21 protein-coding genes are annotated in these 25,937 nt (G+C 37.5%); 8 read left to right on the top strand and 13 right to left on the bottom strand.

Annotated features, from left to right (window positions below; all coding sequences use genetic code 11):
• The first annotated feature begins 332 nt into the window (after positions 1-332).
• From ACFO5T_RS07250 to ACFO5T_RS07275, 6 genes are all read left to right on the top strand, one after another.
• A complete protein-coding gene (locus ACFO5T_RS07250; RefSeq protein ID WP_375252488.1) occupies positions 333-929 on the top strand; it encodes a DUF6642 family protein in 597 nt (198 codons plus the stop codon).
• 333 nt (positions 930-1,262) lie between these two features.
• Complete coding sequence (locus tag ACFO5T_RS07255) at positions 1,263-3,641, top strand: TonB-dependent siderophore receptor (protein WP_375252487.1); 2,379 nt, start codon at positions 1,263-1,265, stop codon at positions 3,639-3,641.
• Positions 3,642-3,829: 188 nt separating this feature from the next.
• Complete coding sequence (locus ACFO5T_RS07260) at positions 3,830-4,345, top strand: PepSY domain-containing protein (RefSeq protein ID WP_038599979.1); 516 nt, start codon at positions 3,830-3,832, stop codon at positions 4,343-4,345.
• Positions 4,346-5,145: 800 nt separating this feature from the next.
• Positions 5,146-6,021 (top strand): aldose 1-epimerase family protein, encoded by an 876-nt coding sequence (locus tag ACFO5T_RS07265; protein ID WP_380033240.1) that lies wholly within the window; start codon positions 5,146-5,148, stop codon positions 6,019-6,021.
• 2 nt (positions 6,022-6,023) lie between these two features.
• Entirely contained in the window at positions 6,024-7,274 is a 1,251-nt protein-coding gene (locus tag ACFO5T_RS07270; protein ID WP_380033242.1) for a cation:proton antiporter, read from the top strand.
• A 211-nt stretch (positions 7,275-7,485) separates the two neighbouring features.
• The gene (locus ACFO5T_RS07275; RefSeq protein ID WP_375252818.1) at positions 7,486-8,253 is read left to right on the top strand and encodes a TrkA C-terminal domain-containing protein; all 768 of its coding nucleotides are present in this window, start codon (positions 7,486-7,488) and stop codon (positions 8,251-8,253) included.
• A gap of 4 nt (positions 8,254-8,257) precedes the next feature.
• Here ACFO5T_RS07275 and ACFO5T_RS07280 read toward each other — a convergent pair whose 3' ends face one another.
• The 9 genes from ACFO5T_RS07280 to ACFO5T_RS07320 form a co-directional block, all read right to left on the bottom strand.
• Positions 8,258-10,009 (bottom strand): hypothetical protein, encoded by a 1,752-nt coding sequence (locus ACFO5T_RS07280; protein WP_380033245.1) that lies wholly within the window; start codon positions 10,007-10,009, stop codon positions 8,258-8,260.
• Positions 10,002-12,239, bottom strand: coding sequence for a tryptophan-rich sensory protein (locus ACFO5T_RS07285; RefSeq protein ID WP_380033247.1), 2,238 nt, complete (start codon positions 12,237-12,239; stop codon positions 10,002-10,004). Before ACFO5T_RS07285 ends, ACFO5T_RS07280 begins: the two co-directional genes overlap by 8 nt.
• Positions 12,239-13,522 carry a BatA domain-containing protein gene (locus ACFO5T_RS07290; protein ID WP_380033249.1) on the bottom strand — a complete coding sequence of 428 codons (1,284 nt, stop codon included), beginning with the start codon at positions 13,520-13,522 and terminating at the stop codon, positions 12,239-12,241. The genes ACFO5T_RS07285 and ACFO5T_RS07290 overlap by 1 nt, the downstream gene beginning before the upstream one ends.
• Position 13,523: 1 nt before the next feature.
• Positions 13,524-14,420 carry a DUF58 domain-containing protein gene (locus ACFO5T_RS07295; protein WP_380033251.1) on the bottom strand — a complete coding sequence of 299 codons (897 nt, stop codon included), beginning with the start codon at positions 14,418-14,420 and terminating at the stop codon, positions 13,524-13,526.
• Between the two features lie 5 nt (positions 14,421-14,425).
• Complete coding sequence (locus tag ACFO5T_RS07300; protein WP_380033253.1) at positions 14,426-15,427, bottom strand: AAA family ATPase; 1,002 nt, start codon at positions 15,425-15,427, stop codon at positions 14,426-14,428.
• 61 nt (positions 15,428-15,488) lie between these two features.
• Complete coding sequence (locus ACFO5T_RS07305; RefSeq protein ID WP_038599958.1) at positions 15,489-16,109, bottom strand: DUF4159 domain-containing protein; 621 nt, start codon at positions 16,107-16,109, stop codon at positions 15,489-15,491.
• 119 nt (positions 16,110-16,228) lie between these two features.
• Positions 16,229-17,545, bottom strand: a complete 1,317-nt coding sequence (locus ACFO5T_RS07310; RefSeq protein ID WP_380033255.1) for a TldD/PmbA family protein — start codon at positions 17,543-17,545, stop codon at positions 16,229-16,231.
• Between the two features lie 24 nt (positions 17,546-17,569).
• Positions 17,570-19,204: a TldD/PmbA family protein gene (locus tag ACFO5T_RS07315; protein ID WP_035327914.1), complete on the bottom strand. Its 1,635-nt coding sequence runs from the start codon at positions 19,202-19,204 to the stop codon at positions 17,570-17,572.
• Positions 19,205-19,434: 230 nt separating this feature from the next.
• Complete coding sequence (locus ACFO5T_RS07320) at positions 19,435-19,881, bottom strand: Na(+)-translocating NADH-quinone reductase subunit F (RefSeq protein WP_380033257.1); 447 nt, start codon at positions 19,879-19,881, stop codon at positions 19,435-19,437.
• A 359-nt stretch (positions 19,882-20,240) separates the two neighbouring features.
• Here ACFO5T_RS07320 and ACFO5T_RS07325 point away from each other — a divergent pair, with 359 nt between their 5' ends.
• Positions 20,241-21,827 (top strand): PhoX family protein, encoded by a 1,587-nt coding sequence (locus ACFO5T_RS07325; RefSeq protein WP_380033259.1) that lies wholly within the window; start codon positions 20,241-20,243, stop codon positions 21,825-21,827.
• An 82-nt stretch (positions 21,828-21,909) separates the two neighbouring features.
• A complete protein-coding gene (locus ACFO5T_RS07330) occupies positions 21,910-23,730 on the top strand; it encodes a cytochrome c peroxidase (RefSeq protein WP_380033261.1) in 1,821 nt (606 codons plus the stop codon).
• Positions 23,731-23,812: 82 nt separating this feature from the next.
• Here the strand turns inward: ACFO5T_RS07330 and ACFO5T_RS07335 are convergent, their stop codons facing one another.
• The 4 genes from ACFO5T_RS07335 to ACFO5T_RS07350 form a co-directional block, all read right to left on the bottom strand.
• Complete coding sequence (locus tag ACFO5T_RS07335; protein ID WP_380033263.1) at positions 23,813-24,256, bottom strand: rhodanese-like domain-containing protein; 444 nt, start codon at positions 24,254-24,256, stop codon at positions 23,813-23,815.
• Positions 24,257-24,259: 3 nt separating this feature from the next.
• Positions 24,260-24,565: a rhodanese-like domain-containing protein gene (locus ACFO5T_RS07340; RefSeq protein ID WP_375253488.1), complete on the bottom strand. Its 306-nt coding sequence runs from the start codon at positions 24,563-24,565 to the stop codon at positions 24,260-24,262.
• A 163-nt stretch (positions 24,566-24,728) separates the two neighbouring features.
• A complete protein-coding gene (locus ACFO5T_RS07345; protein WP_375253489.1) occupies positions 24,729-25,352 on the bottom strand; it encodes a thioredoxin family protein in 624 nt (207 codons plus the stop codon).
• A 3-nt stretch (positions 25,353-25,355) separates the two neighbouring features.
• Positions 25,356-25,859 carry a TlpA disulfide reductase family protein gene (locus ACFO5T_RS07350; protein ID WP_375253490.1) on the bottom strand — a complete coding sequence of 168 codons (504 nt, stop codon included), beginning with the start codon at positions 25,857-25,859 and terminating at the stop codon, positions 25,356-25,358.
• Positions 25,860-25,937: the final 78 nt, after the last annotated feature.

The raw sequence follows: 25,937 nt of genomic DNA on the forward strand, positions 1-25,937 counted from the left end.
TTAACAGTCTTATTTACTGAACTTTAAAATAAAACTATCAAAAATTTATTATATCGTGGTCACAAATTTTAAAAAGATTGATACCGCTTTCGCGAAAGCGTACATAAACTCATTAAAATCACCTTAACGCTGTTTTTTTTATAAGGTATAAGACAAAACACTACGATAAAAAGTTCCTTAAAGACCAGATCGAATGTATTCTTGATAATTTCTTAAGGTAAACGGGAGGCTTTTAGAAACTAATGGAAAGGTTTTATATTATTTTTACAATTCAGAAAAATATATTGGTATAAGCAATTATCTAGCTTAACCACTTAACTGCACATTGTGTTATGAATGAGCCCCTATCGCATCTTACACCTTATACCGAGGCAGAAAAATTTGTTTACTGCCTTGAGGCAGTTCCAGATGTAGAGCTAGAAGCCACGACAGCTGTTTTAAAAACCCTAGAAGATATTGCCTTAACGCAAGGAATTACTAGTATTTACAAAAGTTGCGACACTATAGAAGGACTAGAAGATAGCCTAAATACGCTCATTTATGATGACCATAATTTTAAGGATTATGAAATTATATATCTCATAATGTCTGGCCAGCCCAATAATATTATGCTCAATGATTACTATTATAGCATTGAGGAGATAGCCGAAATTTTTGAGGGGAAGATGACCGGTAAAATCATTCATTTTTCAAACAGAAAAGCTCTAGATCTTACTGATGAAGAGTCACAATACTTTTTAGATGTAACTGGAGCAAGAGCCATATCTGGCTATGGATCAAGGAATAAAGACATCTTAAGTTATAATACTATAGACAGGGTGTTTATTACTATGTTTCAAGAAAATGATGACTTTAAAGAAGTTGTAGAACAGATGTTTCAAAAACATTACAAACTCTGTAAGCTACTAGACTTTAGACTATACTATTAATGCAAATACTTAAAATATAGTAGTTTAAGAGACCGCTTTCGCGAAAATTCTCTCGAAATTGATAAATCTCGTTTACAAAAAATCGCTATTCATATTTTTTTGTCAATCACTGACGATAATTACTTTCAAAACCAGCTCAAGTGCTGGTTTTTTTACTCTCTTATAGTATCAAACTTAAATTAAATCCTCTTTGGAGTACATCGTACTCATTCCGAAAGGATTATAAAAAGACGCAACAATTTTATTTAGATTAGTTCTAAATAATTTTGATTATGCAAAAATCATCTATTAGTTTTGCGCTCTATTTATATTTAATCTAAATAAAAACAATCAATGAAATATTTATTACTCTTTACACAATTACTGTTTTTATCTGTAGTAGTTGCTCAAGACAAACCCACCATAAGTGGAACAGTAAAAGGAATGCATAATGAAGTTATTCCTTTTGCAAACATTTATATACCAAGTTTAAAGAAAGGTACCGTAGCAGATGAACAAGGTGTTTATACCTTATCAATAAAAAATGATGGTAATTACAAGATTCAAATAAGCGCTGTGGGTTTTGTAACAAAAACGGAAGACATAACTTTTACGTCAAATAAAACAGTAAACTACAACTTCATACTAGACCTCGACAACTCTCTCGAGCAGGTTGAAGTTTTTGGGAGGCGCAATAGTCATCCAGATAAAATTGAGGCACTTACAAGACTACCGCTAGCTACACACGAACAAATACAAAGTATCTCTGTTATTTCTGAAAAGCTTATAGAAAATCAGGGAGCATTAACCATTGCAGACGCTACAAAAAATGTAGCTGGTGTTTACACTTTTGCAACATACGGTAACAAAAGAGAAAGCATTTCATCTAGAGGCTTCAGAGGAATCCCAATTTTAAAGAATGGTGTACGTGTACACTCAGATTTTAGAGGTGTTGGTATACTTACAGATATGCAAGGGGTAGATAATATTCAAGTTTTAAAAGGGGCTGCAGCCATTACTCAAGGTGTTGCTACAGATTTAGGTAGTCCTGGAGGGGTTGTTAACATAGTTACTAAAACACCAAAATATAGTTTCGGAGGTCAAGTTTCGCAACGTGTAGGGAGTTTTGGACTCACTCGTACAACAGCAGATGTATATGGACCGCTTAATCAAAAAGAAACCATAGCTTATAGAATAAATGGAGCTATTCAAAGGTCTGATAGTTATCGTTCGGGAATTTCATCTCAGCGTTTTTATATAAATCCCTCACTTGAGTTTAAAATAGATAACAAGTCTAAGCTCACCTTAGAACTAGATCATTTTTATGATAGCCGAACTCCTGATATAGGGACCGTAAATCTAGATGAGAATGATACAAATGCAATTTACGACTTACCTTATGATCAATTTTTGGGTTTTGAAAATGATAAAGCAGTAACAAAAAACACGACATACGCCGTGAGGTTTGATAGAATTCTTTCAGATAGACTCACCCTTAAGGCAGCTTACTATGCTTCGCAATTAGATCTTAATAATAAGGGAGCAAGTCTAGGAGGAGCTGTTTCCTTAAATAATGAAACACAATATAATCTTAGAGAGAGAGGCTACTCAAGTGCTTATAGAACAGATAACAATAGCACCTTACAACTAGACTTAGTAGGTAAAGATGTACAAACTGGCTCAATAAAACATACTTTTCAAATAGGATTAGATTACAGAACCTCTTATGCATCTTATGGTAATGAAACTGTAAATGTCGTTGATACACTAAATGTGTTTATGGCAAACAGTAATGTACTTCCTAATCTAGATTTTGAAGTTGAAAACTCAACTGTATCAGAGACAAACGCTCTAGGCTTTGTAGCACAAGATGTTATATCTTGGAATAAATGGCTTAACACATTTATAGGGTTACGTTATAGCACTACAGAAACTATTACGGGAGATGAAATAACGAGCAGTAATGCCTTTAGCCCTCTCGTAGGTGTTGTAGTTTCTCCTTCATCACATCTTAATGTATTTGCTTCATATACAAATAGCGCATACCCTCGCACCGGAAATAGAATAGACATTAACGGTAACGCCCTTGGTAATGAGCGGTTTGATCAACTAGAATCTGGAATTAAAACAAGCTGGTACAATGACAGACTACGTTTTAATGTAACTTATTTTAAGATTAATAATCGCAATATTAATTTACCAGTCTATGATGATAACTTTATTGCCACAGGTTTTTATGAAAAAGGAGGTAATGATCAAAGACAAGGGGTAGAACTAGAACTAACTGGAAGAATACTAGAAAATCTTACAGCGGTAGCGGGATATTCATACATAGATGCTCAGTACAAAGACCATACATCATTTGTTTATGGTTCTTCCCCACTCAACACACCTAGTCATACAGCAAATCTCTTTTTAAATTATTCTTTTAAAAATAGACTTAAAGGTTTATCACTAGGTGGTGGAGTTTATTATACTGGAGAAAGACCTGTAAATGATTGGTCTGCAGGAGCTGTAAGTCACGAGGGTATTGTTCCTAACCAAGAACCCTTTGATATAGAAGCTTTTACTCAAGTTAACCTCCAAGCATCATATGTTTTTAATCAAAACTGGAGTGCAAGATTGTTGATAAATAACCTTTTTGATGAAATAGGTTACAATGCATATAGAACGAGGTTCATAAATCAAACTGACCCTAGAACGCTATCTGGTGTTGTGAGTTATAATTTCTAACGAGTGTTTAAAATATCTTCATTAAATGTAAATACCAATAGTCATCTTTTTAAGGTGACTATTGGTATTTAATAATATAGTAAACCCTATTTCAGGTTTATTTTAAGAAGACTACATTTGCGACTTATTTTTTTACACAGTAATCTTTGTTCTAATGAAGAGCGCAAAGATTTCAGAACACGACTATTATGGCAAAACGCAAAACTCCATTTTCATTAAAAGTACGTTCAATACATAGATACCTAGGTTTCTTTCTAGCCGGTATTATGGCTGTTTATGCCATAAGTGGTATTGTAATGGTCTATAGAAATACAGACTTTTTAAAACACGAAGTGATTACAGAAAAGCAAATGGAGCCTAAGCTTACCTCTAGCGAGTTGAGTTCAAAATTGCGAAAAAATCCAAAAGTGACTAAGACTGAGGGAGCTGTTTTCTATTTTAAAGGAGGATCATATAATCAAGAAACCGGTATTGTAACCACTCGCAAGATGGAACTTCCTTATATACTTGATAAGATGGAGCATCTCCATAAAGCGACGACTAACAGCCCTGTATACTTCTTAAATATTTTCTTTGGAGCTTCTTTACTCTTTTTTGTAATCTCTGCATTCTGGATGTACACGCCTAAAATGCCCATTTTTAAAAAAGGGATGCTCTTTGCTATAGGTGGATTTATACTCACTATTATATTACTGTTTATATAGTGTCCCAAAAAAATAATCTAAAAAAAATTGACTTTTTTACCCCAAAAAAAGGAAATCCGTAAAATACCTAACAGAAAATCTAGTATTCTTGCCACGGTTTAGATTATTAGGGGTATTTAAACCAATTTATTTGCAAAAGGTATCCGTCGCTGGGTACCTTTTTTTGTTTAATACTTAGGCAATGTAGCGTCTACGCTAGATAACCTACGGTTGCTTCTAGTACATGTATCATATTGTAATTAATCTACTTTTACCACCTAAGGTCTTCAATATGCATAGCTACTTATAAATTGCAATATCTTGTGTAGTTTATCTATTACAAACAACATTTTATCTAATCCCTAGCTGTGCAGCTGGGTTTACCTTTAAAAATCAAGTAGATACCTACATTTGTCATTACAAAGAACAGACACCTACTGTCACGATAAAGATTTTTGTAAGGAAAAAAGAACATAGACGCTCTAAGTAATAAACTTTTCAGTTTTTATTTGAATTAGACCAGAAGAGACTCTATAAAAAAGCATTAATGCCCCTTTTTTCAATGTGATTGAGTATTGATTTGTTAGACGTACTAAGCGTAATCATATTGACCCAAAAGGCTACTTACCCTCAAGTAGCCTTTTTTTTATTTTCACTCTTGATATTGTAATAAGAACTTGCAACAAAGCACATTGAGTACTTTAATTATGAGATGGTTATAAGAGAAGACCATTTTCGCGAAAGCGTAGTTATGATAAACAGGGTATGCAACTTGCCATAAATTATACTACCTTTAAGTACAGACCACAACAACCCTATATATGCTGCATACTATTACAAACGAGCACCTCACCTGCTCCATCTTTTCAAAAGGTGCTGAGATACGATCACTCACAAATAATAAAACTGGAAAAGAATACATCTGGCAAATCAATCCAGAAGTTTGGAGAAGCAGTTCGCCACCTTTATTTCCCGCTATAGGCACCATAAAAGAAGGTACCATCATTTATAAAGAAACTGCCTACCCTATGACAAAACACGGCATAGCTCGTGATAATGACCATTTTATTTACAAACAGTTAAGCCCCTCATCGTGCTCTTTTACCTTGAGTCATAATGAAGATACACTGGTTTTGTACCCTTTTAAATTTTCATTTACAATAACATACACACTAGAAGATAACCGCTTACTTATGGCTTACGAGGTGGTAAATCTAGACACCGTCCCTATGTACTTTACCTTTGGCGGTCACACGGCATATGCGTGTCCCGTAAGTGATAAAAAAGAACTTTCAGATTATGTAATAGAGTTTCCAGAGGCACAAAACCTATCGTCACTTACACTAGATAATACTGGGCTACTCACCTCAGTGACACGCGATATAAATATAGATGGGGCTCTACTCTCACTGTCTAAATCATTGTTTAATAAGGATGCACTCATTTTTTCTGATATAGATTATAATTGGGTACGCTTACGCGAAAAGTCAAAAACCAAGGGTATAATTGTACGATTTACTGGTTACCCAAATCTTGCACTTTGGGCACAACCTGGAGCAGACTATGTGTGTATAGAACCTTGGCTAGGTCTTCCTGATGCAGAAAATGAATCTCTAGATATCACAAAAAAGAGCACATACACAAAATTAGAGCCTCAAAAACAACTAAGCCGCACCATTGAAACAATAGTCGAATAGTGATGGCACTTATAGAAATATCGTCATACTTTCCAGCTCTTGCCTATACCGGTTTTGCCATCTCCTTAATGGTCTTTATACCTGTATATTCAAAAAAACTTAAAATAACTTACATCATTCCTTTACTTCTTCTTGGGGTGTGTTTATACTACCTAGGTGCCCCACTGCCCTGGCCAGACCCACTGTGGGAACTAGAATTTGGAAAAATAGTAAGTGAGGTCATCGTTATCATAAGTTTAATGACCGCCGGGCTCAAAATAGGCACAAGTTATAAATGGAGTGACTGGAAAAAACCATTATCCCTTATCGCCATAACAATGCCGCTCTTTATGATTGCTGTGTTTCTTATTGCGTACTACCTACTAGACCTCAATGGACCGGTATCCCTACTACTTGCCGCAATACTAGCCCCTACAGATCCTGTTCTAGCAAGTGAACTACAATTAGAAGAGCGACAAAGTTTTAAAGAGCGCAATACAGGCTTAAGATATACACTCACTGCAGAGGCTGGTATTAATGATGGGTTTGCCTTTCCATTTGTTTTTTTAGCGATTTTGTGGAGTAATGCAGCTAGTTTTTCAGAAATAGACTGGCTACATTTTACTGGGTACTATTTCTTTTTTAAAATTATAGGTGGTGTGCTCATTGGGGCTCTTATAGGCTATATATACAGCTGGGTTGTACAATATCATAGTAAAGAAAACCGTCGTTATATTTTAGATGGTTTTATTGCGGTCGCTCTCACCTTTTTCTCGTACGGTATTGCAGAGGTACTACACACCTATGGATTCTTAAGTGTATTTGCCACCGGGGTATTTATGCAGTTTCATTGTGGTAAAAACTCAGATGATAATATAAACACCACGATGCTTCACTTTGCCGAGGAGACAGAAAAGCTACTAGTTGCCTTATGGACAATATTTTTTGGTGGTGCCGTTGTTTCTGGTATTTTATCATATACAGATGTTTGGGGTGTTTTTGCAAGTCTTATTTTTGTTCTTATTTTAAGACCCATTTTTGGATATCTGGCAATGCTCACTACAGATTTTTCTGGGCCAAAAAAATGGGCGATAAGCTTTTTTGGAATACGAGGCATAGGTAGTTTCTTTTACTTAAGCTATGCTCTTATGAAGGGTAATTTTACCGATTATGATGAGCTTTTTGGCATTGTGAGTTATGTTATACTATTTAGTATACTCATACACGGTTTTACTAGTTTACACGTCATAGATTATTTTAAAAGAACTCAATAATGTTTCTAGTGATATTCTAGATCTTATAAGATGCTTTGCGGGAGGTGCCGTTGTAGGCTCACTGGCTATAGAGGTGTTTACAAAAGCTTTTAAAGAAGACAAATATTGGACAGGCCTGACAACAGCCATAGGACTCGTGCTGGCATTTTATCTCAACACACTAGGAGGTTAAGTTGCTAGCATAAATTACTTTATATAACAACATCAAATTATGATTGCAGCAGTATCTCTATTTTTAATTGTGACCCTTTCGGTTCTTATTACAAAAATTGCTACCATAGCACTTGTACATACAGGTCTATCTAGCGAGAGTGCAAAATTTCAAGCAAGATCTGCTTACACAGGTGCTGGTTTAAGTACTCAAGAAACAGAGAATATTATGAATCACCCTGTGAGACGTAAGATTATCTATAATCTTATGCTCATAGGTAACGCGGGTATTGTAACGGCAATGTCTTCACTCATCCTCACATTTGTATTGCCAGAGTCTAACGCTTCTAGACTTTATGGTTTTCTCATTATAGTTGCTGGTATGATACTCTTATGGCTAGGTATAAGAAGCGCTTGGGTAGACAGAGGTCTATCACGTATCATAAATAAAATGCTCAAAAAATATACAGATCTTGAGATTAATGATTATGCTGCCGTATTACACCTCAAAGACAACTATAAAATTATAGAAGCACAGGTAGATGATGATGGCTGGATGTGTCATCGCACATTACAAGAGTTAGACTTACGTGAGGAAGGAATCACTATTCTAGGTGTGGAGCGTGAGAACGTAGGCTATTTTGGATCACCGTCTGGTAACTTTAAAATGTTACCTCACGACAAGGTCACTATTTACGGAAAAGCAGAAGGTATCAAAAGCATCTATAGTCGAAAAAAAGATCACTACGCACAGTCTGAACATCAAAAATTTGTAGAAAAAGAAGAAAAAAGACTTGCAACAGATGAGCAAAAGATAAAGAAATCTTAGGCATCTAGCTCTTATAAATTCTAGGGGCTAGCCATAGGTAACCCATTGCTAGAATAAAAACTGTAAATGCCCACCATTTTGTAAACGGTACAGGTATAGAACTTTCTGAAGAAAGACTGCTCTCATTCTTATAAAAGGAAGCATTTTCTGTTATTTGTTTGTACACCTTTTTTGCCCTCCACGCGGTATCATTTATAATATACATAGCCTTTAGAGAAGCGGGAGCTTGCGCCACCTTGAGGTTTACCCATCCATCACCATTAGGGTAGATTGTACCAGACCATTGATCTTGCAGCGTCATATTTTGTACAAGGGGTACTACTACATCATTATTCATTACAACCTTTGGTAATGGTATACTTGTGCGCAAATTAAATTCAAACGGCTCATCACTATATGCCATATAATCACTGAGTGACCACTGTACAAGCGACTGTGGTTGCTGGCTTATTTTACCTAGCGCCGTACTCCATAAATAGTGATATACATCCTCATTACCACTTAGTAATAATTGAAAAGAATTTTCAGCCAGTAGAGTACCTATGCGTCCTGTTCCCTTTTGTGCATAGGCACTTAAGATGCCATTTTTTGTTGCTAGTATAGGTTCAACAAGAGCATCTTTTGTAAGTGTGGCAGGGTATACTGGTATTTTTACTCTAGGCCAAGAAGGAAGCTGTAATGCTGTTATATTTTTTCGCCTAAAGCGAAAACCAAATTTTGACCCCTGCTCTATAAGTAGGGCATCTGCTTGAAGAAGTAGTCCCATACCCTGCTCTTCTACTCGATAATTAATGGCATTTTTTGAGCGCTGGCTCAGGCCATTATACGTGCTCACATCTGTAATTATAACATCAAATTCAGAAAGGTTTTGACGTGTAAAATTGTAAATGCTTTTCTGGCTACGGTTGTAATTTTCAAACTTATAACGATCTTTTGTAATCTGACTACGCACAAGTACCTCGTGACCACTCTCTGCTAGGTAATTTTTGAGATATTTAGTCTCAAACGTAGGAAATGTATTCACCATTAAAACACGCAAGTGACCACGATCTTTTATTGTTAATGGAAGCGGGTCTGAACTTATAATCTTACCCAGACTGTCTTTAACTATGATATGATAGAGGTAATTTCCTTTTGCTTTGGGTAGTGTGTGTAATTTAAAAACAGTCTCATCTTGATTTAAGATTTTTACAGAGTCTATAGTACGTGCTCCAGACTCTTGTAGCAATACCGTATTACTAGAAAAAGAGTTTTTATATAGACCAGTTACAGTAAGTGAATCTCCAAGCAATACTTCTGTATCATAAGCGAGTTTTATAATCCCAGAGGTGGGTTTGTGAGAATGGTAATAGACTTTCTTATTTTTAAACTGCCACAAATCATAAATAGCAACCCCGTCACCTGAGATATGGAGCTCACTTATGGAGTCTAATTGTGGCTGTAGATTTTGATTTTCTTTATAGGTAATTGTTTTTAGCGCAGGAGTTGTACTCTTAAGGCTATCTATTAGATTTGAATCAAAATTTGCTGTCTTTAAAACGGCTACTCCCTTTACCTGTTTTTGAAAAGTTACAGGTTCTAAAAATAAGGAAGCCACCGCACTCAGTGCTAGTAGAGCAACAATACCACGTATGATAAACCTCGTGCTTGTAACCGCCTTGTATTCCTTCCAGAGAAATAAGACCCAGAGCAACACAAGGCCTATCACTGTAGGCCAAATAAGATCCTCACGTAAAAAATGTATTGTATCAATCACGTTTTTGTAACTCTTTTGTAAATAATGATTCTAGCTTACTCGTGTACCCTTCTGGGTTTTTAGGAGTTTCTGAAACTTTAGGTAGTGCCTCAAGAAGTCCTTTTTGTACAGATTGTATCACGGTTTTAGGTTGTTTCTTATCTTCTGTGAGCCATTTGAGTTTTTGTAAAGTAAGTAGATGCCTAGAGGGCTCTAAGATGGCTAGTTGTGCAAGTTCTTCTCCCGCTTTCGCGAAAGCGGTCTTATCATCCTCTGTTATTACCTCCTTTTGCTGAAGGATTCTTTCCAAAATGTTTACACTCTCACGCATAGCGGCATAAGGATCTTTATTATCAAAATCTTCTTTTTTAAAGACGTTTGTTATCTCTTTAATCTCTCCAGAGGGTCTCTTATCTTCTTTTATAGGTGGAGGGTCAAAACCTATGCGATGCACATAAATACGTGCACTGTTTTTTATCTCTTGTATGAGTTTTAAAGCTTTATACTGGTAAGGCAAAGATGTATCTGGATCTGCTAGCCTGAGATGTAACTCTGCATCCCACATTTGTGCCATTGCATTTTTTAACTTGCCACGCAGCGATTCTGTAAAAAGTGTTGACTCCTCTGGGTCATCGTGATTATGCAGGTAATCTTCAAAAAGGGAGGTTTCTTTTTCTTCTTCTCCCCCAGGTTCTTCTTCGTGCTCGTGGTCGTGGTCTTCTTCTACAAGGTTGTGTTCATTTTCTGTATCGTGATCGTGACGAAAGCCGGCCGTAGGATCATCTTCATCATAATCGCTCATATCTATATCTTGGGCAACTCCTATACCTGAGTCGTCCTCATCACCCATAAATTTACCATACTTAAGACGCAAGGCTTTCTGGTCAAATCCTAGCTCATTGCTCCTATTTGTAAACTCTTGCTTTGTAAGTGTGTTTCTATCTTTTATAAGTTTTTCTGTATCAATTATAAGTTGCCGCTGACTTCTAAAATAATCTGGCATTAGGTCTGCTCCCATCGTGCCTTCTACCCCAAAACCATCACTCACCGTATCCTTAATCACTGCAAAGTAGGTCTCGCTGCGCGTGATATTTGGCTTTGGTGTCTTTTGATCTCTTGTCTCTACATAAAAGTATAACTCATCACCCAGTTCCATTTTTAAGGCATCTAGACTAATACTTTTTGTTGCAGTTATAGTTTTTACACCTTTAGTTATGGGTGCATCAAAAGCTATTTTTTCTTCTCTAAACTTTACAGACTCACCCTCTCCTTTACTTACGGTTGCTATAATTTGAGCACTCTCGATACCAAAATCATCTGTAATCAAGGCACTAAAATCTATCACTTTACGGTCTGTATGCTCAAAAGTTGTAAACTGAGCGATATCTTTTATGGTAATGGCAGGAGGTTGATCTTTCACCACTTCTATCGCATAAATATCTGATGTATATGCACCATCTAGACTATCAATAAAATTAAAATTATAATAACCAGAGGTAGTAGGAATTAAACTGCCAGAAGCTCTGAGGGAGTTCTCGTTAGTTCTTTTTAAATTAAACTTTTTGCCCGTCCCCAGACCTTCTAGTGTGACCTCTTTTACAAAACCCTCAAAATCTAGACTCCAAAAAAGTTTAGAACCCTTTACAGCCTTTACATTCATACTACTTGTAGTACGACTTGCTAGTTTAGTATATGATGGATACTGTATAGTGAGCTGTTGTTGTTTTAACACCGGCGGTGCGTGCAAGGGCGTTACGGAATCTGTAGACTGTAATTGTATCACCTCCTTTTGAGAATCACCATTATCTAAAACCGGAGGAACAATAAATTGAGAACCCACGTACCCCGCACCTATGAGCATAAATGCAACAATAGCTGCTGTCTTTACACTTGTTTTTGGGCGTATGGTGTTTATTTGTTCTTGTAAAACAGTACTTACCTTATGCTGCTGTAATTGTGCTAAGCCTGAAAGACTTGTTGTTTCTGTAAATAATAGACTAGTACTATACTCTGCACTGCTAAGATGATGATCTAGATACTCACTTACTGTGGTAGCCGTAATGCGCCACGGTTTTAACACTAACATCGCTAGTCCAGTTACTAGAGTAAATACAAACATAGACATCCCTAACTGCCTGCTCAACAACCAGCAGAAAACACCTGCTCCTATACCATAAAGCAAGCCCTGTATTACTAGCAATAATTGCCAGCGGCTGGTGTACTTTGCTATATGTCTTTTTCCCTCTAGCATTATTGTTTTCTAAGTTTTGCAACAACACGTTCTATTATAATCATAACTATAAGCAGTAACCATAAAGGATCTACAAGAGAGGCTTTTACTTCTTTGCCGGGTATAGAGCTACTTTCATCCATATTTGGTGTAAACTGACTCATTGCAAGCGATCTGTTATCAAGTCTATCAAAATCACTTTGTACATCCGCATCTAGTGAAAGCCAGTGCAACACCCCTTCTACTAACCTCTTATTAATCACTATCTCTGGTGATAATCTCTGGGTGAGATTTGTATAGTGTGTTCCAGAAATAGTCTTTACTATTTGATTTGAAAATAGGTCTTCCTCAAATTTCAAAACTGGAATATCAATTTCCGGTGGTTCCTCATTAGACAACCATATTAGATAATCTGGTGCCGGGTCTGAAGCACTTTTTAAACCTTTATAAATATTAATGGTTATAGGTTTTCTGGTATAGCCTTTTACTGCTCTTAATGCAGATTCTAGGTACATCGCCTCTGTAGCAAAAGAGCTGTTATAAATTACATCTACCGTTATAGTATCTTGTTTTACAACGGGTATTAGTCGCTCTGTATCGTTTTGGGTAATTGAGATGGTACCATCTTTAACCGCAAATTGTGACGCTGCTTTTTTTGCTTTCGCGAAAGCGTGATAATCATTCCCCCCTACTGCCGAAAGTACAGTGATACTATCTTGATCTTGTAATGCATAAAACGGGACTTCCTTCTCTTCTTGAGGTGTGATGGAAACCCAGTTTATATGTTTACCTAAGTTAGGTCGCTTACCTTGTATACCTTGAACGAGATTTTGCGAGAATACAACCACACTATCTGCTCTTAGGGTGCCTATCTCTTGTGCAAGTTGCCAGTAACTAGGTATTATTTTAGTAGGTGGTATTTCTGTCTCCAGATCCCATTTAGGCAATCCCTCTTTTAATAAAAACCTATCTTCTAAGGGGAGTGTTTTAAAACGACTTTGCTCCTCTTGCGTGTCTATAAGTGAGGGTTCAAAAATATAAGCTACCGCTACTTGATCTGTTGTATGTGTTGTATAAGGCTGTGCTAGTATGATTGTGAGTATAGCGATAAGTAAACAGCGCAGCAGCAGCAACCACCACTCATTAATCTGTATGCTATTACTCTGTTTTGACTTTGTTTCTGTTATAAACTGCGTGCTTCCTACCTGTATTGTTTTTACTTTGCGTTTACTCCACAAGTGTATTGCTATAGGGATTAACAATCCTAGTAGACCCCAGAGATATGTAGGTTGTAGGAGCGTCATACTAGATTAAGTTTGCACGTTTTTTTAAGAAGAGCTGTAATGCCTCTCCTAGATGTTTGTCTAATGTAAAAAGATCATAACCTACACCACTAGACAGGAGCTTTTCTTTAATTATTGTCATTGATGATTCCATAGCCTGTACGTACTGAGCACGGGCATCTCTGGCATTTACTTTTACTTTTTCTCCAGATTCAAGATCTTCAAAAATTACTTGCCCTTTATAATTAAACTCGAGCTCTTGCTTTCCTAAAAGATGAATAACTGCAACCTCATTGCGAGAGGTCTTCAAGGCAGTAATCATAGTTGTAATTTCTTCGCTTTGCTCATAGAGATCTGTAATAAAAAATATAAGCTCTCTATGGCTACGATTATGAAGTTGATCACTAGTTATACGCTCTGGCCAGCTTCCTTGATTTTTGAGCTTAAGTAATTGGTATAAAAATCTATTAAAATGTGATTTTCCCGTAGCTGGCTGTAATGTTTCTAACTGCTTGTTATTTACAGTAAGTAAACCCACTGCATCTCCCTGAGAATGGGCTAGATGAGCGAGACTAGCAATGAGTACGTTCGCATACTCCATTTTAGATAATCCTTCTTCTTTATGAAGCATTGAGGCGCTAGTGTCTACAATAAACTTTATAGTTATATGCGTGTCAATCTCAGATTGCTTGATATAATAACGTCCAGAACGTGCGAGCATTTTCCAATCTAAAAGTCGCAGGTCATCGCCAGGCTCATACCCTCTATACTGGCTAAACTCAAGACCAGCTCCTACTCGCCTGCTTCTATTTAAGCCAGAGAGATACCCATCTACAATTACTCGCGAGATGAGTGATAAACCAGAAACTGTATTAATTACATCTGGTTTAAGAAGTGCTCTATAATCGTCTTTTGCCATAAATACTATGCGCTAAAGTCTGTATGATCTAATAATTGACGCGTCACCGTATCTGATGTGATACCCTCTGCCTCTGCTTTAAAGTTTACAATCACTCTATGACGAAGTACTGGTAGAGCCACGTTTTTAATATCATCTAGGGTCACGGCTATACGACCTTGTGATAGTGCTCTTGCTTTTGCTGTGAGTATCATAGCTTGCCCGGCTCTGGGGCCTGCTCCCCAGCCTACCCATTGCTTTACAAAATCATTTGCGGTAGTCTCTGGTCGTGTTGCACGTACAATGGTGCTTACAAAGTCTATAAGATTATCACTTATAGGCACTTGCCTTACAAGCTCTTGTAATCTCAAAATTTCGGCACCACTTAGTACGGGTTGTACCTTTTGCTTTACTCCGCCTGTTGTACTTTTTAAAATATGCTTTTCTTCGCTTGCTGTGGGATACCCTATTTTTATGTAAAATAAGAAACGATCTTGTTGCGCCTCTGGTAAAGGAAACGTTCCAGATTGCTCTATAGGGTTTTGCGTAGCAAGTATAAAAAACGGGCGCTCTAGTTTATAGGTTTTACCAGAATAGGTAACCTCAAACTCTTGCATTGCCTCTAGCAGCGCTGCCTGTGTTTTTGGCGGGGTTCTGTTAATCTCATCTGCCAGTATAATATTTGCAAATATGGGTCCTTTCTTAAACTCAAAAGATTTTTTACCGGTGCTGTGATCTTCTTCTAGAATCTCTGTACCTACAATATCTGACGGCATTAGGTCCGGTGTAAACTGTATGCGCTTAAAGTCGAGATCTATAGCCTGTGATAAGGTCCTTATCATAAGTGTTTTTGCCAGCCCTGGGACTCCTTCTAGTAAAGCGTGACCACCAGCTAGAAATGTGATAAGTAACTGCTCTACTGTATCTTCTTGTCCTATGATAACCTTTGCTATTTCTTTTTTAAGATCACCTAGTTTTGAAGTAAGACTATTTACCTCTTGCTGTAGTGTGACTAACTCTTGTTTCATTCAATTTTCAATTTAAAATTGGTTATTTCTTGGCTCGCAAGACTGCATCATTAAAACGATACTATGAGGTAAGGGCATACATCACAATATTTACCCCAAAACGGGTATTGTCTATTTTATACCAGCGCTTGTTTCTAAAATCATAATCCCACTCACAGCCGTAATCCTTATTGCTATACAGCACGCCTATTCTCCCATTTATCTCTATGGCCTTAAGGTAATCGTGCACGAGGTCATCTCCCCAGCCGTTAAGCTCTTGTGAGGTGGTGGGTGGACCATCTTCAAATTCAAAAAAGACATTATAAATCTCGTGATCATTAGGAATTTTTTTAAGGCTATCTTGACCAAAAATCTCCTCCATCTGTCGCTCAAAAGACTTTGCAAATAGGCCGTCTATATCGTGGTTACAATCATCTGCAAAGACAAAGCCTCCATTCTCCACATAACGTTTAAAATTTTCTTTTTCCTTCTTAGAAAACTGTACCAGTTTATGCCCAGAGATATAGCAAAAGGGCGATTTAAAAATATCATCACTAGCTAGTGTTATGATATTTTCCTTTGTATCTACATCTAGCGTGGTGTACTCTACCAGAGAGTTGAGCAAGTTAGACGGCATACGCTGGTCTACATCCCAATCTCCAGATTCGTATTGTAAGCGTGTGAAGAAAAATTTATTAGGCATTACCTTATGTAACTTATATAAGCTGTGATTGTTTGTATTACGCTTTCGCGAAAGCGTACTTAAAATAAAAACTGGCTACCGCTTAAAGCCGTAACCAGTTTCCTATCAACTATATTATATTATACCGCATCTGAAAGACTGGTAAACGTAAAGTCTCTCACCTTCATATAAGGGATTAAACTACCGTCTACACGTACCTGCTTCCCGAGGGTCTCAAGATTATTAAGCATAATAATAGGACTCTCATTAAAGCGGAAATTCTTTACTGGGTATTTGATTTTTCCGTTTTCTATATAAAAAGTACCGTCACGAGTAAGACCTGTATATAAAAGCGTTTGTGGATCTACAGAGCGTATGTACCACAGTCTTGTGACTAAGATTCCCTTTCTTGTACTCTTTATTAAATCATCTAGGGATGCATCACCACCTCCCATTATAAAATTACTTGGGAAAGGAACTGGCTCAACACCTTTTTCTTTTGCCCAGTATCTTCCATAAGCAAGATTCTTAACCGTACCATTTTCTATCCAAGTAGTTTTCTTTAGTGGTTGACCTGCTCCATTCCAAGTGGCTGCAGGCACCTCATCATTAAGCGGGTCTGACCATAGGTTTACACGCTCATCTACTATTTTTTCTCCCAGTTTTGTACCTCCGCCTTCTTTAGACATAAAGCTACGTCCCTCATCTGCAGAGCGGGCATTGAGTGCTCTACCCAAGCCTTGTAATAATCCAAGTCCTGCAGATGGTTCTAATATCACAGTATATTTACCAGGCTCTATTGCTTTTGCTTGTCGTGACATTACAGCTTTATCTATAGCGACTTGTGACGCCTCAGAAGAGTCAAACTTATTTATGTCATTATAATCTCTAGTCACCCATCCCGATCCTGTACCATCATTAGTACGCATCGTTACTGTAAAACTCACATCTGTAGACTTATTATATGCAAATAGCCCGTTTGAGTTCATCATTGCGCTAAAGCCTTGACCATCATCTAGAAATCCTGCAGCTGTTACATCCTTTGTTTTTGCAGGGGTAATACTACTATTTGCCACCTCTGCTCTATACTCTGGAGTAATGTTTGCCGTAACCTCAACAAAAGTTTTTGACTCATCATATTGTTGTGGGCCTAGTGGCTCCATATACTCTGGATTTTCTGGAGATAGTTTTGCTAGCTCCTCTGCACGTTGTACCACCTTTTTGAGCGATGCATCATCTAGCTCATCTATAGTTGCGGTACCAGATCTTTTCCCAAAGCTTGCAGTTACCGCAAGACTCTGGTTAGATTGATATCCCGCTGTAGATACCGAGTTACGAGCATAACGTATATTACCTCCCTGGCTCCCACCTAGATTTACTACACAGGCATCTGCAGTAGAAAAGCTTAGTGCTTTTTCTAATATCTTTCTAGCCTCTTCTTTTGAAAATATTGCCATTATTTATTCTTTTAAAAGTTAGACTTATACCGTACGCCCGGTATTAATTACATTAATATCATTAAATCTTGAAGTTGAGCTCCCGTGAGATACTGCACTTACTTGTGATGGTTGCCCCTTCCCGTCAAAGAAAGAACCAAAAAGACGATAGTCATCCTTATCACAAATCTTAGCACAAGAGTTCCAGAACTCTTGCGTGTTAGACTGGTAAGCAACATCATTAAGCATACCTGCTATCTTACCATCTTTAATCTCGTAGTACATCGTCCCTCCAAACTGGAAGTTATAACGCTGCTGGTCTATAGAGTAAGATCCTCTACCGGCTATGTAGATCCCTTTTTCTACATCTTTAATCATATCGTTTATAGAATATGGTTCTTTTCCAGGCTCTAAAGAGATATTAGGCATACGCTGGAACTGAACATCATTCCAACTCTGTGCATAACAGCAACCGTGAGACTCGTTTTGATCTATCATTTTTACTTGATCACGTATTGCTTGATAGTTTACTAGTACACCGTTACGTATAATGTCCCACTTTTTTGTTTTAACACCTTCGTCATCCCATCCTACGGCTCCTAGTGATCCTACTTGTGTTTTATCTGCCACAATATTTACAAGGTCGCTACCGTACTTGAAGTTTTTAGACTTCCATTTATCTATAGTGGCAAAGCTGGTACCTGCATAGTTTGCTTCATAACCTAGTACTCGATCTAATTCTGTAGGGTGACCTACAGACTCGTGTATCGTTAATCCTAAGTGGTTAGGCTCTAGTACAAGATCGTACTTACCAGCATCTACAGACTTTGCTGTAAGCATTTCTCTTGCTTGCTTTGCTGCAGTGGTAGCATCTTCTACCATATCATAGCTGCCTCTATATAATTTAAGTCCTTCTGGACCTTCTAGTTTTTCTGACGCAAGACCATCTAGATACTCATACCCCATTCCCATAGGTGCACTCATAGCTTGTCTAGTCTTAAACTTACCTCCACCTACAGCAGTTACACCAAATGTAGGCCAGATGCGATGTACATCTTGATCTATGTACGACCCTTCTGTAGAGGCAAAATATTTTTGTTCATTTACCATAAACAAGGCAGAGTTTACAAAGTTTGCTCCGCTAGATTGTGCAGCAGCATTTGCAGTGAGTAGTAAATCTACTTTCTCTGAAACTGGCACTTCTTTAAAATCTTTTTTGATAGGGGTTTTCCAAGAGACTTCACCATATGATGCTTCTGGTGCAAGCACTACTGGCTCTGTTTGAAACTTTGAGTTTGCTTTTGCTATTGCGACTGCTTGCTCTGTTGCTTTTTTAATACCATCTGGTGAGACATCATTTGTAGATGCAAATCCCCAAGTACCATTTGCAATCACACGTACCCCTATTCCAAAAGACTCTGTGTTTACAACCCCTTGTACTTTATCTTCTCTAGTACGTACAAACTGGTTAAGATATCTACCTATACGAGCATCTGCATAAGAAGCTCCTAGGCTTTTTGCTGTGTTAAGAGCAACATCTGCCATTTGTTTTTTCATTAGTATATCCATTCCTGGTTCTAGGAGTGCCTCTGTAGGGATGTTATTTCCCATTAATAGGGAAGGCATCATCACAGCACCAGCACCCATTCCGGCTAGTTGGACAAAGTTTCTTCTTTTCATAAGATTGTCTGTATTAGATTGCGTTTGTTAGATATTCTTAACAAATAATGTTAAAAGCACCATAATATCAGAATTAATACGAAATCTAGCTAAAATCGTTATGCTAATAAAAACTTAAAATTTTCTTAAACCTATGGCATACGCACCCAGAGACACCTCTTTTAAAACTCAAAAAGATGTCTTTTATATATCGCAATTATATAACAGTAAGAGGCTTACATTTTGCGCTTTTAAACCGTGGCGCGCGTTATAAAACTTAGGTTTGTGTGTAGTAACTTCTGTTCAATCTCCATAACATCTTCTACACCATCTAGCTCACATAAGAAAGCAATAACGGCACGCATACCATTAAATAAGGTTTCTTGCGATGTAGGATGTTGTGGTCGTTTTGACTTTCGCGTAAGCGGTAACTCATACCCACACGCTTTTAAGAATACCGCTTCTATTTCTAATAGCTCGCTAGGGAGATACCCATAAAGCCTGCGGCCAAAACCTTCATTAACCTTCCCCACATAATTAAGCTGTAAAGAGCCGTGTGTGTCTGTAAAGTGCTTCCAGGCATCTACCGTGTCACATATAGTACCCACCGCGCAGGCTGTACAACACTCGGGATTGAGCTTCCCCGTGTATAACGCAGTGTACAATTTATCAAGTGCTTGTTCTAATCTAGGCGTCATTTTTTCTTTTAAAATTACGACATCTCACTTAAAAGTGGTGTTAAAAGATGCATTACGCTTTCGCGAAAGCGTAAACCAAACTCTTAAAAGTAAAGCGGCTCATTGCCAAAAGGTCAGTTATATCCAAAAATAACCCTTCAATAATGATAGGTTTTACCCCTATAAAATAGAAATATCAAAAACCCAAAAGGTTAACTCTACGTAAAATCTGTCTTTAAATTACTGTAAAATCAGTAACAATAAATACACATCAATTTAATATAAAAGCTACGCTTAATTAACCTGTAAAAAGAGATACAATTCTAATTTAGAGCCTCATACAAACACACAAATTAACCACTCAAAAAAATTATTTTACAATGAAAACTTTCAAATCAGTTTTTTTAAGTCTGCTTTTTGTAGCAGCAACAGCAGCCTTCACAAGTTGTGAAGATGGCGTAGATGGAATGAATGGATTAGACGGAATAGATGGTGTAGACGGACAAGACGGCGCAGATGGACAAGACGGTGCAGATGGGTCAAATGGAGAAGATGGTGTAGATGGAGAAGATTTTGAACCAGGAGAGACTATGTTTTCTGACAAGTCTCCTACGGCTCCACTTGTAGCAATGAGCTCACAGTTTAACTACGTAGAGGCTTTCTCTCTTGTATCTACTCCAGATGTAATAGGAGGAGATTTTCAACTTGCAGGATCTGCAGATGGTGCAGGATTCTTACAAGATGGAGAAGACTACATATTTGTAACAAACTGTGAAGACAGTTATGCTGTTGCACGTATACGTTTTGACCAGAACTTAATGCCTATCTCTGGAGATTACTTACTAGACTCTGGAGTTGCAGACTTTGCACGCCAGTGTAGTGCTACTATGTGGGAAGCAGATATACACGGTGGTACAGAAGACATTTTCTTAAGTGCTTCAGAAAGTATACACTATGATGTAAAAGCTATAGACCCTAGAACGTCTACTCCAACTCCTCAAGCAGATTTTGGTCTTGATGCACTAGGAGAATTCTCTTGGGAAAACGCAACTCCATTACCACAAAACGCTTATCCAGGTGCTACAGTAATAGTAGGTGGTGATGATGACTCAAGTAATTCAGAAGGTCAAGTATCTATGTATTACTCTACTGCTGGTGATGCAGATTTTACAGGTGGTTCTATTTACGTATTACGTCTTAAGCAAGTAGGTGACGGTGCTGGCAATGTTGTAGATGTTGCTCCTAACACTGCTTACAACGAGTCTTCACTAGACTTCCAGACAGAATATGATGTAGAGTTTGTTGAGATACCAAACGGTGCTGCTCTTACTAAAAATGAAATGGAAAGCGCGTGTAACGACGTATTTGCTTCTCAGTTTATGAGAGTAGAAGATGTAGATTACCAAAAAGGATCTGATGCAAATGGTAGAAATGTATATTTTGCAGTTACAGGTCGTGGTCCAGGTCAAGGTACTTACAATGACTGGGGAACGGTATACAAGTTAATTCTAGATGAAACAAACCCACTAGAAGGTAAACTTACTCAAATCATAAGTGGTAATACAGATACAAATAATCAAGATGGTAACCTGGCAGCTTTACAAAGCCCAGATAATATCACTGTAACTGAGAACTTTGTATATGTACAAGAAGATCCTAACTCTTTTTCTAGAGGTCACGCAGCATACATCTACCAGTCTGACTTAAATGGTGTAAACATACAGCAAGTACTTGAGCTTGTAGTACGTCAAGACCTTGCAGATGATAATAGCACAGGACTTAGTGGAGAGTTTGGAGCACTTATAGATATATCAGATAAAGTAGGAGTGCCTAACACTTTTATATTAAACATACAGCCACACTACTGGAGAAACAGTGACTTTGCTGGACTTGATGGACATATCAACTCTACATATGAAGATAATCAAGCATCTCAAGTAGTTTTACTTAAAGGTTTGCCTAGATAATATCCTCCCGGATTAGCCATTCGGAAATACTAAAAGCGCAATCCCTTTAAGGTGATTGCGCTTTAATTATAATTACATTGTTATGAATTACTTACGTTTATTAGTTTGCCTACTAGCGATACCCTTAACCCTTTCTTGCAAGCAAGAGCAAGACACTTCATATAAAAAAAACATAGCCCCAGACTGGGAAGCTGCAAGAGCTATTTACTTACAAGAACTAAATAATGCACTCGCAGGTCTTGACTCTCTTAATGAGATTACGGCATCACATCCAGATGCCAAAAAGATTTTTAACAACGCTAGACTTGCTTTTAAAAAAGCAGAGCCCTACGCCTCTTACCTCAATCCAGAAGTAGGTCATCGTGCAAATGGACCAGCCTTACCTATTTATAAAGAGGACAATGACCGCACAATGAATCCTGTAGGTTTACAAAAGATAGAAGAATCTATCTATGAAGGAGGAACACCAACTCCACAATACAAAAAAGAACTAAAGATTACCACAGGCCTACTCGCTACTCTAAAAAAGAATATTGAAAAACGAGCTCTTACTCCACAACGCTATTTTATAGCTACACACCAGCAACTGTTACGTGTACTTAGTTTTTCTATATCTGGTTTTGACACACCTGTAAGCCAGCTAGGCATTACAGAAGGTGCTGCTTCATTACAAAATCTTGTAGACACTTATAAAGTAACGATACAACCTATCATAAAAGAGAAGGACGTCACACTAGACCAGACCTTTATAAATCAGGTCGAGAAAGCAATAGCTTTTATGAGTTCTAATACTGATTATAACAGCTTTGACCGTTATACCTTTGTGAGCACTCACCTCTCTCCTATCACAAAAACTTGGGTAGCTATAAGAAAAGCTAGCGACCTATGGGAAGGAACAACAAATACACCTTTTAACTTTGATGCTCCTACATTTTTTGAAAACGATAGTTTTAATACAGCATTTTTTACTCCTAACGTAAACAAGAATCCCACAGCAATACAAATCGCCTTAGGGAAAAAATTGTTTTTTGATGATAAGCTCTCTGCAAATGGTACAATGGCTTGTGCTACGTGTCACATCCCAGAAAAAGCATATACAGATGGAATGGTAGTAAACCTCTCTAACGCAGGTAAAAATTTACAGCGCAACACACCTACCCTCATAAATACCGTTTTCCAACAAAACTTCTTTGCAGACGGTCGCTCTCCTACATTAATAGATCAAGTATCTTCTGTTTTTACAAACAAGGATGAGTTTAACTCAAACGTACACGAGTTTTCAAAAGAGGTACTAGAAGACAGTACGTATATCACACTTTTTGATGAGGCCTATGGCGGTGTTTCAAAAAGAAATATTGATGTGATAAAAGCCATCTCGTCATATGTAAGTACACTCAATAGTTTTGACTCAAAATTTGATAAAAATATGCGTGGCGATGAGCGTTCATTTACATCAAGTGAGCAACGAGGTATGAACTTGTTTATGGGGAAAGCCCTTTGTGCAACTTGCCACTTTATGCCACTTACTAATGGTACAGTACCACCATTTTATGCAGAGACAGAGCGCGAAGTAATAGGCGTACCAGAAACCGCACAAAATAAAATGCTAGATGATGACTTAGGTTACTACTGGCGTTTTAAAGAAGAGCTCCACAAGGGGATGTTTAAAACACCTACGGTACGTAACGCTGCAGTAACTGGTCCCTATATGCATAATGGTGTATATAGCACGCTAGAAGAGGTTATGGACTTTTATAATAAAGGTGGCGGCGGTGGCCTAGGGTTTGACCTGGAGCATCAAACGCTTCCCTTTGATAATCTTAATCTATCAGAGCAGGAACTTCAGGATCTGGTGGCTTTTATAGAAACACTTACAGCGATTAATGTTGATGAAGTGTATTAGATTGATATAGATTCCGCTTTCGCGAAAGCGTAAAAAAACCCCATCCTACTAAGATGGGGTTTATACTTTTTATGAGTATGTGTTACTCTACGGTCTTGCCACTAGCCTTCCAGCTGGTGAGACCACCTTTAAGGTCATAAATGATAGTAAAACCAGCCTCTTCTAGCTGTTTTGCACACCTAGCACTACGACCACCTTTTGCACAATATACATATACGGGCTCATCTTTATCTAGAGTCTCTAGCTGTGACTGCCAGTTTACATTGTTCATCTCAAAATGCTTTGCACCCTTAATATGGCCACTCTCCCACTCGCGATCGGTACGTACATCTACTAGTTGGATTTCTTGAGCACTCATCGCAATCTCAAGCTCATCTGAAGAAATGCGATTGATGACTATCTTTTGTTCTTGCACTTCACTAACTGAAGCTTCTGGTGATGCTTGCTGTGAGGTCGCTTGGTTACAAGATAAAGCCATCATCATAATTGCAATAACACTGCAAATGTGAGTTACTTTCTTTCTCATACTCTAGTTATTTTCGCTCCAGGCCATATAGCCTCCTAGCAAGTTATATGTAGTCTCAAAACCCAGCTGTCCCATAAGGGCACACGCTTGAGCACTACGTGCTCCAGAGCGACAATAAACGTAGTAGTTTTTATCTTTATCTAGTTTTTCTACCTCATCTATAAAGCCTTGACCTTGGTATATATCTATCACTTTTGCTCCTTCTATGATACCGTTTTCTGTTTCTTCTTCGGTACGCACGTCTAGTATTACGGCATCTTTATCTTGAGCTATTTTTTCTTTCCACTCTGGGATTGTGAGATCTTTCATAATTATTATTTAAAAATACATTGCTGTAGTTATTTAAGATATTCAAATTTACCCATTATTATGAATATGACTTTTGGGGTTTAGCACCTATTTTAACTACACATCCATACGTTCATAAAAAAAGCGAGCTCGTGCCCGCTTTTTTTATACTTTTTCTCAAAACTTAGGATTTGATAGAGCAACCTATTGCTTTGGTTTCGGTTACCTGTACATTTTTTCCAGCTAGTAAGGCATCTACAGCATCTTCCACATAACGCTCTGTTACTGCTGCCTCATTACGTGTATTATTATCTATTGCTCCTATGTACTTTATTGTATTTCTGTCGTTTTCCTTTTTTATAATATAAACGTGAGGTGTTTTTGTAGCTCCATACTTTGGATATACTTCTTGTCCATCGTCAAGTAAGTAAGGAAAGCTAAAACCTTTGTCTTGTGCACGTTGCTGCATTGCTTTAAAACTATCTCCAGGTTTGATTTGTGGGTTGTTTGGATTTATAGCAATTACTGGATATCCGAGTGTTTTGTATTTTTTATCTAGTGCAATGATTCTATCCTCATTTGCTACAGAAAAAGGACAGGTGTTACAGGTAAATACTACTATAAATCCTTGTGCATTATCGTAATCCTTAAGTGATACCATCTTATTATCTACATTACGTAGATAAAAGTCTGCTGCATCATCCCCTATGCTGTATCCGTTTCTCACGTTTTTGACAACAGCATTTGCCGCAAAAGCAGACACTACTACTACCAAGGCAAGAAGGGTTAATATTTTAAAAGTTTTCATTTTTTAATTAATTATGTATTTCAATTCGCTTTCTAACAAGCCATATGTAAATGATTGTTCATAAAAGCGTTTTCTTTTATCACCTATTAAAAGTGTTGCTGGTATAGCTCCACTCCAATTTTTATTTACTTTGGGTATCCATTTATTTGCATCTCCATCATCTAAAAATACAACCTCAGATTGCAAATCCTTTTTTTCTATAAAACTCTTGAGATGATCCATCTGCTCTGGAAAATCAAGACTCACTAAAATAACGTGTACATCTTGAGCGGCATAGGTCTCTCCTAGTTTCTCAAAGGCTGGTAACTCCTTAATACAAGGAGCACACCAAGTAGCCCAAAAATTTACCACAAGTGTCTCAGATGGATGATTTTTTATATAACTCTCAAGCTCATTATAATCAAACATCTTTATATCTGCACCATCTACATAATGATATGCCTTTTCTTCTACCTCTTTCTTACAAGAGATTGTACATAAAATCAACAAGAGTATTAAAAATCGCATCGTACAAAATTATACAGAGACCCAGAACTAAGGACATCTCTTAACAGACTTTAGTAATAGGATGTTAAGATAATGGAA

It is taken from the genome of Dokdonia genika (assembly GCF_042652845.1).
In the GTDB taxonomy this organism is placed as follows: domain Bacteria; phylum Bacteroidota; class Bacteroidia; order Flavobacteriales; family Flavobacteriaceae; genus Dokdonia; species Dokdonia donghaensis.